This window comes from Blastococcus sp. SYSU DS0753, assembly GCF_054051175.1.
On the sequence record NZ_JBJHAT010000005.1, the window covers coordinates 60697 to 73143 of the forward strand.

General features: G+C 74.8%; 11 protein-coding genes. 7 read left to right on the plus strand and 4 right to left on the minus strand.

What is annotated here, in order from left to right; genetic code table 11:
- Window positions 1-27: 27 nt before the first annotated feature.
- From ACI799_RS06355 to ACI799_RS06365, 3 genes are all read right to left on the minus strand, one after another.
- Window positions 28-447: a globin gene (locus ACI799_RS06355; RefSeq protein WP_456587684.1), complete on the minus strand. Its 420-nt coding sequence runs from the start codon at window positions 445-447 to the stop codon at window positions 28-30.
- Window positions 444-1778 carry an MFS transporter gene (locus ACI799_RS06360; RefSeq protein ID WP_456612651.1) on the minus strand — a complete coding sequence of 445 codons (1335 nt, stop codon included), beginning with the start codon at window positions 1776-1778 and terminating at the stop codon, window positions 444-446. Before ACI799_RS06360 ends, ACI799_RS06355 begins: the two co-directional genes overlap by 4 nt.
- A gap of 128 nt (window positions 1779-1906) precedes the next feature.
- Window positions 1907-4006: a prolyl oligopeptidase family serine peptidase gene (locus ACI799_RS06365; protein ID WP_456612652.1), complete on the minus strand. Its 2100-nt coding sequence runs from the start codon at window positions 4004-4006 to the stop codon at window positions 1907-1909.
- Between the two features lie 141 nt (window positions 4007-4147).
- Here ACI799_RS06365 and ACI799_RS06370 point away from each other — a divergent pair, with 141 nt between their 5' ends.
- From ACI799_RS06370 to ACI799_RS06390, 5 genes are read left to right on the plus strand one after another with little or no spacing between them, the layout of a single operon-like run.
- Entirely contained in the window at window positions 4148-4753 is a 606-nt protein-coding gene (locus tag ACI799_RS06370) for an HNH endonuclease (protein WP_456612653.1), read from the plus strand.
- Window positions 4750-5607, plus strand: coding sequence for an SCO6745 family protein (locus ACI799_RS06375; protein ID WP_456587680.1), 858 nt, complete (start codon window positions 4750-4752; stop codon window positions 5605-5607). The genes ACI799_RS06370 and ACI799_RS06375 overlap by 4 nt, the downstream gene beginning before the upstream one ends.
- An 11-nt stretch (window positions 5608-5618) precedes the next feature.
- The gene (locus ACI799_RS06380; protein ID WP_456612654.1) at window positions 5619-7052 is read left to right on the plus strand and encodes an amidase; all 1434 of its coding nucleotides are present in this window, start codon (window positions 5619-5621) and stop codon (window positions 7050-7052) included.
- Window positions 7053-7082: 30 nt separating this feature from the next.
- A complete protein-coding gene (gene ctaJ, locus ACI799_RS06385; RefSeq protein WP_456587678.1) occupies window positions 7083-7484 on the plus strand; it encodes an aa3-type cytochrome oxidase subunit CtaJ in 402 nt (133 codons plus the stop codon).
- 54 nt (window positions 7485-7538) lie between these two features.
- Window positions 7539-7997, plus strand: coding sequence for a DUF5130 family protein (locus ACI799_RS06390; RefSeq protein WP_456587677.1), 459 nt, complete (start codon window positions 7539-7541; stop codon window positions 7995-7997).
- 220 nt (window positions 7998-8217) lie between these two features.
- Here the strand turns inward: ACI799_RS06390 and pepN are convergent, their stop codons facing one another.
- Window positions 8218-10770, minus strand: a complete 2553-nt coding sequence (pepN, locus tag ACI799_RS06395) for an aminopeptidase N (RefSeq protein ID WP_456612655.1) — start codon at window positions 10768-10770, stop codon at window positions 8218-8220.
- A gap of 157 nt (window positions 10771-10927) precedes the next feature.
- Between pepN and ACI799_RS06400 the strand changes: the two genes are divergently transcribed.
- Together ACI799_RS06400 and ACI799_RS06405 are read left to right on the plus strand one after the other, a co-directional pair.
- The gene (locus tag ACI799_RS06400; RefSeq protein WP_456587675.1) at window positions 10928-11587 is read left to right on the plus strand and encodes a mycothiol-dependent nitroreductase Rv2466c family protein; all 660 of its coding nucleotides are present in this window, start codon (window positions 10928-10930) and stop codon (window positions 11585-11587) included.
- A 96-nt stretch (window positions 11588-11683) separates the two neighbouring features.
- Window positions 11684-12445 carry an SDR family oxidoreductase gene (locus tag ACI799_RS06405; protein WP_456612656.1) on the plus strand — a complete coding sequence of 254 codons (762 nt, stop codon included), beginning with the start codon at window positions 11684-11686 and terminating at the stop codon, window positions 12443-12445.
- The last annotated feature ends 2 nt before the right edge of the window (window positions 12446-12447 follow it).

Below are 12447 nucleotides of genomic sequence, written 5' to 3' on the forward strand. Positions count from 1 at the left end.
CGGACGGGGACCGGCGGGAGCCGGGGATCAGCCCTCGGCGTCGGCGGGGAAGCGGTTCTGCATGCTGCGGGCGGCCATCTCCAGGTAACCCCACAGCGTCGCGTCCTGCTCGGGCGGGAGCCCGAGGGAGTCGACGGCGTCGCGCATGTGGGTGAGCCAGGCGTCCCGCTCCACCGGGCCGATGGCGAAGGGCGCGTGCCGCATCCGCAGCCGCGGGTGCCCGCGCTGCTCAGAGTAGGTCGTCGGCCCGCCCCAGTACTGCTCGAGGAAGCCACGCAGCCGCGTCTCGGCGCCCTCCCAGTCGTCCTGGGGGTACAGCGGCTGCAGCACGGGGTCGGTGCGGACGGCGGCGTAGAAGCGCTGCACCAGCCGGCGGAAGGTCTCCTCGCCCCCGACCTCGTCGTAGAAGGTCCGCCCCGACGGCAGGGACCGCCTCGACTCGCTCATGCTCCGGTAGCCCCCTCGGCCTCGACCACGACGTCCGCCCGGTTCCGCGTCCGCCGATAGGCCCTCAGCGCCGGGGCGACCGCGATCATTCCGAGGGCGCCCGAGAGGGCCACGACGACAGCCGGGCTGAGCCCCTCGGCGGCCAGGCCGGCGGCGAGCGCGCCGATGCCCTGCACCCCGGCCAGCCCGCTGGCCGCGACCCCGAACGCGCGCCCGCGGTAGGCGCTGGGCACCGCCTGCACGAAGGCGACGTTGAGCGGGATGGACCAGGCGGCGCCGAGCCCCGAGAGGAAGAGCATCCCGACCAGGATCCAGAACGGCACCGCCCCCGGGCCGGCCACCGCCGCGACCACGCCGCCGACCAGCACCGGGGCGAGGGAGACCAGTACAAGCGGGGCGACGAGCCGCTCCCGTCGCGCCGGCGGGACCAGGCGCGCGATGACCAGCCCGCCGATGGTGACCCCCAGCGGGTTGGCCGCGAGCAGGATGCCGACCGCCGTCGCGCCCTGGCCGAGCGAGTCCACCAGCGGCGCGGCAATCCCCTCGGAGGCGTAGACGAAGCCCGTGGTGACCCAGAGGACGGCGACGATCGCCAGCAGGCGGGGGCTGCGCCGGATGAACCGCAGGCCGTCCGAGGCGTCGCGCCACAGCGATCCGGGCGCGCCGGCGCCGTCGGTCGCCGGCGCCGGCCGGGGCTTCAGCCGGGCCCACAACCAGACGGCGGAGACGACGAACGTGGCCGCGTCGATCAGCAGCGCGGCGGAGGGGTTGAGCACCGCCACGAGCGCGCCGCCGGCGAGGAAGCCGGCCACCTGAGCCAGCTGCAGCGTGATCCCGGTGAGCGAGGTGGCGACGGCGTACCGGTCGCCGTCGAGCACGTCGGCCATGAGCGCCGACCGCGCCGACTCGAACGGGGGCGCGCACAGGCCGACCACGAACAGGAGGCCGAGCAGGAGCGGCAGCGGCATGCCCGGGATCGCCATCAGGGCCACCAGCCCGGCTCGGGCGAGGTCCGTGGCGATGAGCACCCGGTGGCGGGGCAGCCGGTCGGCGAACGCCGACAGCAGCGGCCCGCCGAGCAGCCAGGGCAGGTGGCTGATGGCGAAGGTGAGGGCGGCCAGCAGCGGGGAGTCGGTGCGCGCGTAGACCAGCACGGTCAGCGCCACCCGGGCCAGCTCGTCGCCGGCCGCGGACAGCAGGTAGGTGCCGAACAACGGCCGGAACTCGCGGACGGCGAAGACCTCGCGGAACGTGGCCTGCCGGACGGTGGCGTCGTCGCCGGGGTCGTCCGGTGCCTCGGCGCTCAGCGGAGCCCCGTTCCCGCAGCCCACGAGCCGCCGCGGTCGGCGGCGGCCGGTCCGGCGTCAGCGCCGAGCACGGTCGGTGATCCGGTCATTACCGGAATCATTTCAGGCGCAACGCGTGCCGTCAGCATCGTCGAATGGGCGTGTCGATCCCGTTACCGATCGCCTGGTGATCCGGGAATTCCCGTGTGCGCCGCCAGGAACGCCAGCTGGTCGGCCGCGAGCCCCACGGTCCGGCTGACCGCACGCGCGCCGTGGCCGACGGAGGTCTCCCGCCGCAGCACGATCGGGGCGTCCGCCGAGGTGGCGTGCTGCAGCGCGGCGGCCAGCTTCCGGCCGTGCAGCGGGTCGACGCGGGTGTCGGACTCGAACGTCGTCACGAGCACCGCCGGGTACGCCGTGCCCGGGCGCACCGCGTGGTACGGGGAGTAGCTCAGCAACCACCCCAGCTGCACCGGGTCGTCGGCGGTGCCGTACTCGTCGTTCCAGGTGCGGCCGAGGCCGAAGCGCTCGTACCGCACCATGTCCAGCAGGGGGGCGCTGCAGACGACGGCGGCGGCGAGCTCGGGCCGCTGGGTCAGCGTGGCGCCCACGAGCAGGCCGCCGTTCGACCCGCCCATGACCGCCAGCTGCGGGTGCGTCGTCCACCCCTCGGCCACCAGGTGCTCCGCGGCGGCGGCGAAGTCGTCGAACACGTTCTGCTTGCGCTCCCGCATCCCGGCGCGGTGCCACTCCTCGCCGTGCTCCGACCCGCCGCGCAGGTTGGCCACCACCCAGACGCCGCCCGCGGCGACCCAGGCGAGGGCCTGTGCCGTGTAGGCCGGGGTGAGCGAGACGTTGAACCCGCCGTAGCCGTAGAGGACCGTGGGGCGGGGGCGGTCGGGTGCACCGGTGCCCGAGAGCACGAACAGGTGCACGGGCGTGCCGTCCTTCGACCGCGCGTGCGTCTCGACGACGGTCAGCGGTGGCACGTCGCCGGCGACATCCGCCTGCTCCCAGGCCTCGAGCCCACCGGGGGCGGTGGCGTCCCAGCGCAGCACCGACGGCGGCGTCGCGTAGTCGGTGTAGCCGACCCACGCGGTGGTGCCGCCCTCGGGCGGTGCACTCAGCCCCGAGATGCTGCCGGGGCCCGGCGGCGCCACCTCGGTGATCCGGCCGCCGCCGTCCCCCGCCCAGAGCGAGAGCCGGTCGGTGGCGTCCACGGCGTGCACCGCCAGCACCTGCAGGTCGCCGTCGGGCGCATCGACGAGCGCGACGTCGGAGAGCACCGCGCCCTCCTGCTGCGGGACGACGTCGGTCCACGCCGCCGGCGCCCAGGTGGCCGGGTCCTCGGGGTCGGCGACCGCGAGCCGCCAGCGCGGGGCGTCGCGGTCGGAGAGCAGGTACAGCCGGCCGTCGCGCGCGACCCACGCGGCGGTCTGGGCGTCGACGCCGCGCTGCAGCTCGCGCAGGTCGCCGGACCCGCCCAGGTCGGCCAGCCAGACGTCGTCGCGCGGGGCGGTGCCCGCCGACGCCGAGACGACCAGCCAGCGCCCGTCCGCGCTGGTGCGGACCCCGTAGTAGTTGGTGGGGTCCAGGGTGGGTGGGTCGAAGGTGTCGCCGTGCACGAGCAGGTCGCCGGACGGGTCGGCGCCGACGCGGTGGCGCCACACCCGGCGGTGGTACTGCTCCTCGCCCGCCGGCACCTGGTCCGGCGGAAGCCGGCGGACGTAGAACAGCTCCTCGCCACCGGGCAGCCAGCCGACGGGGGAGTAGCGGCACCGGTCGATCGGGCCGTCCAGCAGCTCACCGGTGTTCACGTCGAGCACGTACAGCCGCGACTCCTCGTCGCCACCGGTGGAGAGCTGGTAGGCCAGCCGGTCGCCCTCCCAGGAGGGCGACCACGCGTCGAGCGTCGTCGTCCCCTCCGGGTCGAGCTCCATCGGGTCGACGAGCACGCGCACGGTGCCGTCGGCCTCCCGCACCCGGAGCACGGCGTGCTCCTGGCCCGGGTCGCGGCGGGTCGAGAAGGCCCGCCCGCCGCGCCACACCGGCACGCCGACGGCGCCCGCCCGCACCAGCTCCCCGAGCCGCGCGGCGAACCGATCACGGGCCGGGAGCGCACCGAGCACCTCGGCGGCCAGCCCGTCCTGCGCCGCAGACCACTCCCGCGTGCGCGGGTCGGCGGGGTCCTCGAGCCAGCGGTAGGGGTCGGCGATGCGGTGGCCGTGCAGCTCCTCGACCAGGTCCAGGCGCGGGGCCTCCGGGTAACGCATGGCCGGAACGCTAGTGGCGGGCGCCGACATCCGCCGGGGCCGCGGGGATTTCCAGTGCGCCGAGCGGCGGTCCTCGGGTCAGAATGGGGCTGCCCGCGGGTCGCGCAGCACCCGACGGTCCGGGGCGTCCGGAGGTGATCCGTGCCGCGTTCCGCGCCCGGGTCGACGTCGGCGGGTCACCCAGGCCCGCGTCGCGACCCCGTCCCGCCGCTCGTCCCCCTGCCCGCGCCCGCCACCACGGGGGCCACTCTGCTGCTGAACGCGACCTACGAGCCGTTGTGCGTCGTCTCCAGCCGGCGGGCGATCGTGCTGGTGCTCACCGGGAAGGCCGAGTCGGTCGACGTCACCGCCGACGTCGTCCACGCCGAGCGCCTGAGCCTGCCCGTGCCCGTGGTCGTGCGGCTCACCCGCTACGTCCGGGTGCCCTATCCCGCGTCGGTCCCGCTGTCGCGCCGGGCCGTGTTCACCCGCGACGGGCAGACCTGCGTGTACTGCGGCGGCTCGGCCACCAGCATCGACCACGTGGTGCCGCGCAGCCGCGGCGGCACTCACACGTGGGACAACGTGGTGGCCGCCTGCCGCCGGTGCAACCACACCAAGGCCGATCGCTCGCTGGCCGAGCTCGGCTGGAAGCTGCCGCGCCCGCCCAGCACGCCGAGCGGCGCGGCCTGGCGGCTGCTCGGGCACCGCACCGTCGACCCCCGGTGGCGGGAGTGGCTCGGCGTCCCGGAGAGCGTCAGCGCGTGAACGACGCTCGCCGGCTGTGGGCGCTCGCCGAGCCGCTGCACGCGCTCACGTACTTCGCCCCGGAGTCGCAGGCCGCGGCGGCCGAGGTCGGCCTGCGCGGGTTCTGGAACGGCTACTTCGCCTTCCGCGCGGCGCCCCTGGGCCCGGTCGGCGCCGAGGTGGTGACGGCGACGTTCGTCAACTTCGAGCCGTCCTTCGTCGCCCGCCGGGTCCCCGGCGTGTGGACGACGGTCACCCCGGCCGCCGCGCTGGCGGCGCGGCTGAGCGGGGTCGACGCCGCCGTCCGCCGCGTGCTGGGGCAGGAGTGGGTCGGTTCGTCCGCGGCGATCGAGGCGATGGAGCTGGCCGCCACCGCGGCCGCCGCCGTCGACCCGCCCGGGCGTCCGCTCGCCGCGGCGAACGCCGGGCTGACCGTGCCCCCGGAGCCGCATCTGGTGCTCTGGCAGGCGCTCACCACGCTGCGGGAGCACCGCGGGGACGGCCACACCGCCGTCCTGCTGGCCCACGAGGTCGACGGCCTGGGCAGCCACGTGCTGGCCGCCGCGGCCGGTCGCGCCGACCGGGCGTGGCTGCAGAAGGCGCGCGGCTGGGACGACCCGGCGTGGGAGGGAGCGGCGGCAGCGCTGGCCGACCGCGGGTGGCTGGCCGGCGACCGGCTCACCGCTGCCGGGCAGGACGCGGTCGCCGGGATCGAGGCCGACACCGACCGCCTGGCCGCCGGTCCCTGGCGGGCGCTCGGGGAGTCCGGGTGCCGGCGACTGGCCGAGCTGCTCGACCCGCTGCGCCGTGCCGTCGTGGACGCCGGGGACTGGCCGGCGGGCAACCCGATCGGCGTCCCCGAACCGGGGGACTAGCGTCCGGGAGCGTGACCCAGCTGCACGACCTCACCGCACTGGAGCAGGCCGCCGCCGTCCGCGCGAAGGAGGTCAGCCCGACCGAGCTCGTGCAGCACGCGCTCGCCCGCATCGACGCGCACGACAGCGGGCTCGGCGCGTTCATCACCGTGACCCCCGAGCGGGCGCTGGCCGGTGCGGCGGCCGCCGAGGCCCGGCTGCGCGAGGGTGGGGAGCTGCCGCCCCTGCTCGGCGTGCCCACCGCGATCAAGGACCTGAACAACACCGCGGGTGTCCGGACGACGTTCGGCTCCGCGGCGCTCGCCGACTTCGTGCCCGCCGTCGACGACGCGGTGGTCACCCGGCTGGCCGCCGCGGGCACCATCAGCGTGGGCAAGACGAACACGCCCGAGTTCGGCTTCCCCTGCTACACCGACAACGACCTGGTCGGGCCGGCCCGGTGCCCCTGGGACACCTCCCGGCTCGCCGGCGGCTCCAGCGGGGGAGCGGCGGTCGCCGTCGCCGCCGGCTTCCTGCCCTTCGCGCAGGGCAGCGACGGCGGTGGTTCCATCCGCATCCCCGCCAGCATCAACGGCCTGGTCGGCATCAAGCCGACCCGCGGCCGGATCAGCAACGCCCCCTACGGCAGCGAGGTGACCGGGCTGGGCACCAGCGGTCCGCTGGCCCGCACCGTGCGCGACGCGGCCGCGATGCTCGACGCGATGGCCGGGCCCGAGATCGGTGATCCGTTCTGGGCCCCGCCGCTGCCGGCCGGTGAGACCTTCCTCGGCTGGGCCGACCGGGAGCCGGGCCGGCTGCGCATCGGGCGATACACCGAGTCGGCCATGCCCGGGGCAGAGCTGGAACCGGAGGTGGCCGGGGCCTTCGACGACGCCGCGCGGCTGCTGGCGGACCTGGGCCACGACGTCGAGGACGTGCCCACCGGCCTGCTCGACGCCGCGGTGCTGCCGTCCTTCGAGCGGGTCTGGGCGCTGAGCGCGACCACCCTGCCGGTCCCACCCGGGCGCGAGGAGCTGCTGAAGCCGCTGACCCGCTGGATGCAGGACCGGGGCCTCGCGCTGTCGGCCCGGGACGCGATGGAGGCGATGTTCGCCCTCCGCGCCTTCTCCCGGCAGTTCCTGCGCGCGACCGCCGGCTACGACGTGCTGCTCGCCCCGGTGCTCACGATGACCCCCCGACCCATCGGCTGGTTCGGGGAGGACGGCGAGGGCGGGCCGGACTTCGAGCGGCAGAAGCGCTACGCCGCGTTCACCGCGCTGTTCAACGTCACCGGGCAGCCCGCGGTCAGTGTCCCGCTGCACTGGACGGCCGACGACCTGCCGATCGGCACCATGCTCGTCGGCCGCCCCGCTGACGAGGCCACCCTCGTCGCGCTCTCCGCCCAGCTGGAGGCAGCCCGCCCGTGGCACCACCGGCGCCCCGCCGTCTGGGCCGACAGCCGATGAGGACGACCCCCTCCCGGTAAGTTGTCGGGTGTGACCGTCGCCGAGACCCTCCTCGTCTACGCCGCCATCCCGCTCGCCGTCGTGCTGGTGCTGGCGTTGCTGACCCTGAAGCCCGGCAGCGGCCGGCGTACCCGGTACAAGCCGGGCCAGCCCTGGAACCACGCGCCCGTCTGGTACGAGCCGCACCCCGCGCACGTCGGTGGCCACGGCCCCGCGCCGGCGCACGGCCCGGCCGCCGTCCCGGGCGGCGGCACCGCCGCCCTGGGCTCGTCGATGTACCCGGAGCAGCCGGGCGAGCGCGCCCTCGACGCGAAGGCCGGCGCGGGCCCCGAGGTGGGCGTCGGCACCGGTGGCGCGCACGCCGCCGGCACGAACCCCGCCCACAGCCCGAAGCCGGCCGGCCCGCTGGGCGGCGCCCGCGGGACCTGGTGACGGACCCCCGGTGACTGTTCCCGACGTTCCGACGACCTGCCCCGGAGGCCGGCCATGACCAGCGTGTTCGAAGTCGATTCCCACGACACCGCCACCGAGGCGACCCTCCCGGCGCGCACCGACGAAGGCCGGCTCGACGAGGTGTTCAGCTTCCGGGAGCTGGCCCGCCTCGACGAGGCGCTCACCATGTCCTCCCGCGAGACCGGGCTGCGCTTCACCCTCTACGTGGGTGAGCTGCGCACGCCGACCCGCGCGCACGCCGAGGAGCTGCACGCCCGCTCGGGCGAGAACCCCTCCGACGCGGTGCTGATCGCCGTCTCGCCGGGGCAGCGCGTGGTGGAGGTGGTCACCGGTGCCGGGGCCGCGCGCCGGCTGCCCGACCGCGCCTGTGCCCTGGCGGTGCTCTCCATGACCAGCGCCTTCGCCAACGGCGACCTGGTCGGCGGCATCGTCAACGGGCTGCGCCAGCTCTCCGACCAGGCCGGGCACCCCTCGGGGCTCCGCCCCCGCTGAACGACGACGAAGGCGCCGCACCCCCTCGGGAGTGCGGCGCCTTCGTCATGTCCACGGCTCCCTGTTGATCAGGTGACCTGATCACTAGGGGTCCTGGCTCACGGCCGATGCTGAGCCAGGACCCCTAACGATCAGGTGACCTGATCATCAAGCGGCGGCGGGGCAGCAACGACGAGGCCGGCGGCCACCACTGGTGACCGCCGGCCTCGTCGTCCGCGGGTCAGTGCCCGGCGTCGGCGTCCCGCTCGCGCGCACGCAGTGCCCGGGCGATGCCGTCGCGGCCCTCGAACACCAGCCGGCGCAGCGCCGGCGGCTGCTCGGCGTCGGACAGCCAGGCGTCGGCGGCCGCGATGGTGCGCGGCTCCACCACCGGCGGGAACAGGTACTGCACGGCGTTCTTGGCGATCTCACCCGGGCGGCGGTCCCACAGCGGCCGGATGTCGGCGAAGTAGCGGTCGACGTAGCCGGCGGTCAGCTCCCGCTGGGCCGGGTGCCAGAAGCCCTGCAGCATCGCCTCGTGGACGGCGTTGGGCACCGACTCGTCGGTGAACGCCTGCTGCCAGGTCTGCTCCTTCGACACCGCCGTCGGGCGCAGCGCCCGCGCCGTCGCCGTGCGCCGGATGCCGGTCGCGGTGGCGTCCCGCTCGGCCTCGGCGTCGATCTCCGCGTCGCCGGCCGCGCCGATGGCGACCAGCCCGTGCAGGAACGCCCAGCGCGCGTCGGCGTCGACGACCAGCCCCTCGTAGCTGCGCGAGCCGTCGAGCAGGCCGCGCAGCGCCGCCGCGTGCTCCTCGGTGCGCGCGGCGCTGGCCAGCGTGCGCGACCACAGCAGCTGCTGGTCGCTCCCGGCCGGCGCGGCTTCCAGCGCGGCGATCGCGTGGTCGGCCAGCTGGGCCCAGCCGGTCGGCGCCCACGCCGGGTCGGCGTAGGAGGACAGAGCGCTCTGCACCCGGGCCAGCAGCGACTGGATGACGCTGCTCTCGGTCTCGGCGCCGATGCCGGCCAGCACCAGCTGCACCCACTCGCGGGCCGGCAGCTCGGCGTCGCGGGTCATGTCCCAGGCCGCCGACCAGCACAGCGCGCGCGGCAGCGGGTCGGGGATCGCGCCGATCCGCGTGCGCAGGGTGGCCAGCGAGCGCTCGTCGAGCCGCAGCTTGGCGTAGGTGAGGTCGTCGTCGTTGACCAGCACCAGGTCCGCGGCCGGGTGGCCGACGAGCTCGGGCACCTCGGTGCGGGCGCCGGCGACGTCCAGCTCCACCCGGTGGGTGCGGGTGAGCCCCTCGGGGCCCTCGCTGTAGAGGCCCACGGCCAGCCGGTGGTTGCGCAGCACCGGGTGCTCGGTCACCGCCGTCTGCTCGATGGCGAAGCTGGTGTACCGGCCGTCGTCGCTGAGCTCGAGCACCGGCCGCAGCGTGTTGACCTGGCTGGTGCGCAGCCACTGGTCGGCCCACTCCGACAGGTCGCGGCCGGAGCTCTCCGACAGCGGCCCCAGCAGGTCGGCGAGCGTGGTGTTGCCGTACTCGTGCCGGCGGAAGTAGCGCTGCACGCCGGCGAGGAACTCGTCGCGGCCCACGTAGGCGACCAGCTGCTTGAGCACCGAGGCGCCCTTGGCGTAGGTGATGCCGTCGAAGTTGACCTCGACCGCTGCGACGTCGGGGATGTCGGCGGCGATCGGGTGGGTCGAGGGCAGCTGGTCCTGCGCGTAGGCCCACGCCTTCTCAGTGTTGGCGAACGTCGTCCACGCCGTCCGGTACTCGGTGGCCTCGGCCTGGCACAGGGTGCTGATGTAGGTGGCGAAGGACTCGTTGAGCCACAGGTCGTCCCACCAGCGCATGGTCACGAGGTCGCCGAACCACATGTGCCCGAGCTCGTGCAGGATCGTCTCCGCGCGCCGCTCGTAGCGGGCCCGGCTGACCTTCGACCGGAAGACGTAGTCCTCCAGGAACGTGACCGCCCCGGCGTTCTCCATCGCGCCGGCGTTGAACTCCGGCACGAACAGCTGGTCGTACTTGTCGAACGGGTACGGGTAGTCGAACACCCGGTGGTAGAAGTCGAAGCCCTGCTTGGTCACCCGGAAGATCTCCTCCGGGTCGAGGTACTGGGCCAGCGACGCCCGGCAGTACAGCCCCAGCGGGATGCCCTCGTGCAGGTCGGTGACCTTGGCGTAGGGGCCGGCGATGAGCGCCACCAGGTAGGTGGAGATGCGCTTGGTGGGCGCGAAGTGGGCCAGCTGCGAGCCGCCCTCGCCCGCCTCGATCGTGCGGTCGCCGGTGTTGGAGACGACCTGCCAGTCGAAGGGCGCGGTCACGTGCATCGTGAACGTGGCCTTGAGGTCGGGCTGGTCGAAGCAGGTGAACATCCGCTTCGCGTCGGCCGGCTCGAACTGGGTGTAGAGGTAGACCTGCCCGTCCTCGGGGTCGAGGAAGCGGTGCAGGCCCTCGCCGGTGTTGGAGTACCGGCAGTCCGCTGTCACCACCAGCGTGTTCGACTCGGCGAGGCCGGGCAGCGGCAGCCCGCCCTCCTCGGTGTAGGAGCTCACGTCGAGCTCGGTGCCGTTCAGCGTCGCGGAGTGCACCGTCTCCGCGACCAGGTCGATGAAGGTGTCCGCGCCCGGCCGGCGGCAGGCGAACTCGACGGTCGTCGTCGAGCGGAACGTGCGCTCGCCGGGGTGCCCGGCGCCGTCGGTGACGTCGAGGGCGATGTCGTAGCTCTGGACGGCGAGGAGCTCCGCGCGGGCGGCGGCATCAGTGCGGGTCAGGTTGGGTACGGCCACGCCGGAGAGCTTGTCATGCGGGGACGACGGTGCGCCCGCCGTCTGCCGGTCGGCGGCCCGCGGCAGGGAACAACCACCCCTCGGCGGGGCTTGCCTGCCGGGAGACGGCCCGGGCGCTCGGCGACCCGGGCACCGGAGCGAGGAGCAAGGAGCAAGGATGACCGAGGCAGTGCAGAGCGCCCCCACGAAGGCCCGCGTCGACTTCTGGTTCGACCCGCTGTGCCCGTGGGCCTGGCTGACCAGCCGCTGGGTGCTGGAGGCGGCCAAGGTGCGCGACATCGACCTGCACTGGCACGTCATGTCGCTGGCGGTGCTCAACCGCGGGCGCGACCTGCCGGAGGAGTACCAGGAGATGATGGCCAAGGCCTGGGGTCCGGTGCGGGTGGCGATGGCCGCGGCGCAGCAGCACGGTGACGAGGTGCTCGGCGACCTCTACACCGCGATGGGGACCCTGCGGCACCACGAGGAGCTCGAGCTCGACGAGCTCATCGCGCCGGCCCTGGAGCGGGTCGGGCTGCCGGCGTCGCTGGCCGAAGCCGCCGGCTCCACCGAGTACGACGAGGCCCTGGAGAAGAGCCACCACGCGGGCATGGACCCGGTCGGCGACGACGTCGGCACGCCGGTCATGCACATCGACGGCGTGGCGTTCTTCGGGCCGGTGATCAGCAAGGTGCCGACCGGTGAGGACGCCGGCAAGGCCTTCGACGGGGCCGTCCTGCTGGCGAACCTGCCCGACTTCTGGGAGCTCAAGCGCACCCGCACCTCGGGCCCGGACATGGACTCCGTGCCGGCCGACGCCCTGAAGCTCACCCGGTAAGGACCCCCGTCCCCCTCGTCCTTGCACGCTCGGGACGAGCCTCTGGACGGGGGCCGTTCCGATGAGTTCCGGGTGGGGGTGCGGCATGCTGTCGGGATGCCGCACCCCACCCGCCAGCGCATCTTCATCTCCGGCGCCAGCTCCGGCCTCGGCGAGGGCATGGCCCGCCGGTTCGCCGCCATGGGGCGCGACCTCGCCCTGTGCGCCCGCCGCGTCGAGCGGCTGGAGGCGCTGCAGGCCGAGCTGCGGGCGGCGCACCCGGGCATCCGGGTCGAGGTCGCCGCGATGGACGTCGACGACGCCGCCTCGGTGCCGACCGTCTTCGCGGAGCTGGCCGAGCGGCTGGGCGGCTTCGACCGCGTGATCGTCAACGCCGGCATCGGCAAGGGCGTGTCCGTGGGCACCGGCGGGGCGGCGCAGAACCGCGCCGTCCTGCACACCAACGTGCTCGGCTCGCATGCGCAGTGCGAGGCGGCGATGGAGCTGTTCCGCCGCCAGGGCATGGGCCACCTGGTGCTCATCTCCTCGGTCGCCTCCGTGCGCGGCATGCCGGGCAGCCGCACCGCCTACGGGGCCAGCAAGGCGGCGCTCAACTCGCTCGCCGAGGGCATCCGCTCCGACGTGTACGGCTCGCGGATCGTCGTCTCCATGATCCTGCCCGGCTACATCGCCACCGACATCAACGTCGGCCGCCGCGGCCCGCTCACCGTTGGCCTGGACAAGGGCGTCGACGTGCTGACCGCAGCGGTGGAACGGGAGCCGGTCACGGCCTACGTGCCGGGCTGGCCCTGGACGGCGGTCGCACGGCTGCTGCGGGTGCTGCCGCTGTCGGTGGTCCGCCGCGTCACCGGCTCGTGAGC